At 60.1% G+C, this 1,981-nt stretch carries 2 protein-coding genes and 1 pseudogene; all 3 read left to right on the top strand.

What is annotated here, in order from left to right; genetic code table 11:
• Positions 1-181, top strand: a pseudogene (locus tag AAAB16_RS14090) (ABC transporter ATP-binding protein); the annotation flags it as partial.
• Positions 178-894 (top strand): ABC transporter ATP-binding protein, encoded by a 717-nt coding sequence (locus AAAB16_RS14085; protein WP_340663874.1) that lies wholly within the window; start codon positions 178-180, stop codon positions 892-894. The pseudogene AAAB16_RS14090 and the gene AAAB16_RS14085, both read left to right, overlap by 4 nt.
• Positions 895-1,020: 126 nt before the next feature.
• Positions 1,021-1,959, top strand: coding sequence for an ornithine cyclodeaminase family protein (locus tag AAAB16_RS14080; protein WP_340663873.1), 939 nt, complete (start codon positions 1,021-1,023; stop codon positions 1,957-1,959).
• Positions 1,960-1,981 lie beyond the last annotated feature (22 nt).

Raw genomic sequence — 1,981 nt, 5'->3', positions numbered from 1 at the left:
AGAGCACCACATCACCGTTCTACTGATCGAACACGACATGGGCATGGTTATGAGTATTTCCGATCACATTATCGTGCTCGACCACGGCGCACTGATTGCCGAGGGCAACCCGGAGCAAATCCGCAATAACCCGAAAGTGATTGCCGCCTACCTGGGCGCTGACGAAGAGGAAGTGGCATGAGTAAGCCGATCCTCGAGTTCAAAGACGTAGACGTGTTCTACGGGCCAATCCAGGCGCTGAAAAAGGTCAACCTGCACATCAACGAAGGCGAGACCGTGAGCCTGATCGGTGCCAATGGCGCCGGTAAGTCCACCTTGCTGATGTCGATCTTCGGCCAGCCGCGCGCCACCGGCGGCAGCATTGTCTATGGCGGTATCGACATCACCAACAAGTCGTCGCACTTCGTCGCCTCCAACGGCATCGCCCAGTCGCCGGAAGGCCGCCGGGTGTTCCCGGACATGAGCGTGGAAGAAAACCTGCTGATGGGCACCATCCCCATTGGCGCCAAGCACGCTGACGAAGATATGCAGCGCATGTTTGAACTGTTCCCGCGTTTGCTGGAGCGGCGTAATCAGCGCGCTATGACCATGTCTGGCGGCGAGCAGCAAATGCTCGCCATCGCCCGGGCGCTGATGAGCCGGCCGAAGTTGTTATTGCTTGATGAACCCAGCCTGGGCTTGGCGCCGATTGTGGTTAAACACATTTTCGCCACCCTCAAGGAATTGGCCAAAACCGGTATGACCATCTTTTTGGTCGAGCAAAACGCTAACCACGCGTTGCGCTTATCGGACCGCGGTTACGTGATGGTCAACGGCGAAATCCGTATGACCGGCACTGGCCAGGAACTGCTGGGTAACGAAGAAGTGCGCAACGCCTACCTGGGCGGCCACTGATCAGCGTGAACCGCCCTTCGCCACGGTGAAGGGCGGCTTTAATCCGTAGGGTGTGCTGTGCGCACCAACGCGTTCTGCGCTACCTGAAGTGCGCGCGGCACACCCCACTCACAAGGTGTACTGCGAATGCACAACCTACGTTTTTTCACCAATGCCGACGTTGCCGCCGCATTGGACTACGCCCCCTTGATTGAAGCGCTACGCAGCGGCCTGGCTGTCGCGTGCGAATCGCCTGTGCGCGGCTGCCATGACCTGCCAAACGACGCCAGCCTGCTGCATATGCCGGTGTGGCAGAGCGGCCAGGGCATTGGCGTCAAGCTGGTCACCGTGTTCCCCCACAACAGCGCGCGCGACCTACCTTCGGTAGCGGCGGTGTTTACCCTGTTCGACGATGCCACCGGGCAACCCTTGGCCATGCTCGAAGCCTCGGAAATGACTGCGCGGCGCACCGCCTGCACCTCGGCCCTGGCTGCCGATTACTTAGTGCGCCACGACGCTGAACGCCTGCTAATCGTCGGCAGCGGCACCTTGGCGGCGCATATGGTGCGCGCCCATTGCTGCGTGCGACCGTACCGCGAGATCGAGATTTGGGGCCGTAATGCGGCCAAGCTGGCACCTTTGGTGGCGCAACTGCAGGCCGAAGGCTTTGCAGTCAGTTCCAGCAGTGACTTGCAAGCCAGCGTCAGGCAGGCCGATAGCATCACCTGCATCACTACCTCACGGGAACCGTTGGTATTGGGCGCTTGGCTTAAGCCCGGCACCCACCTGGACCTGGTCGGCGCCTTTTTGCCGAGCATGCGCGAAACCGACTCTGCCGCCGTGGGGCGTGCGCGCATTGTTGTCGATACTCGGGAAGGCGCGCTGCACGAGGGCGGCGACTTGCTGTTTGCCATTGCCGATGGCGTTATCCAACAGCAGGCGATCGGCACCGAATTAAAGGATTTGCTCAATGGCCGTGGCCAACGCGCAGATGATGGCGAAATTACCCTGTTTAAATCGGTCGGTTTTGCCCTTGAAGACCTGATTGCCGCACGGGCCCTGCTGGCGCAAAGCACACCGGTTTGAACTGTCCCCAAAAGCTGTGGGG

Origin of the sequence: Pseudomonas sp. (assembly GCF_037994325.1) — a bacterium.
GTDB lineage: Bacteria > Pseudomonadota > Gammaproteobacteria > Pseudomonadales > Pseudomonadaceae > Aquipseudomonas.
Note: the sequence above shows the minus strand (reverse complement) of the source record. Positions and strands in the feature narration are given on the sequence as shown.

What these genes read in the sequence shown, in the direction of transcription:
- AAAB16_RS14085 (WP_340663874.1), top strand. Translation starts at nt 178, where the DNA reads ATGAGTAAGCCGATCCTCGAGTTCAAAGACGTAGACGTGTTCTACGGG.
- AAAB16_RS14080 (WP_340663873.1), top strand. Translation starts at nt 1,021, where the DNA reads ATGCACAACCTACGTTTTTTCACCAATGCCGACGTTGCCGCCGCATTG.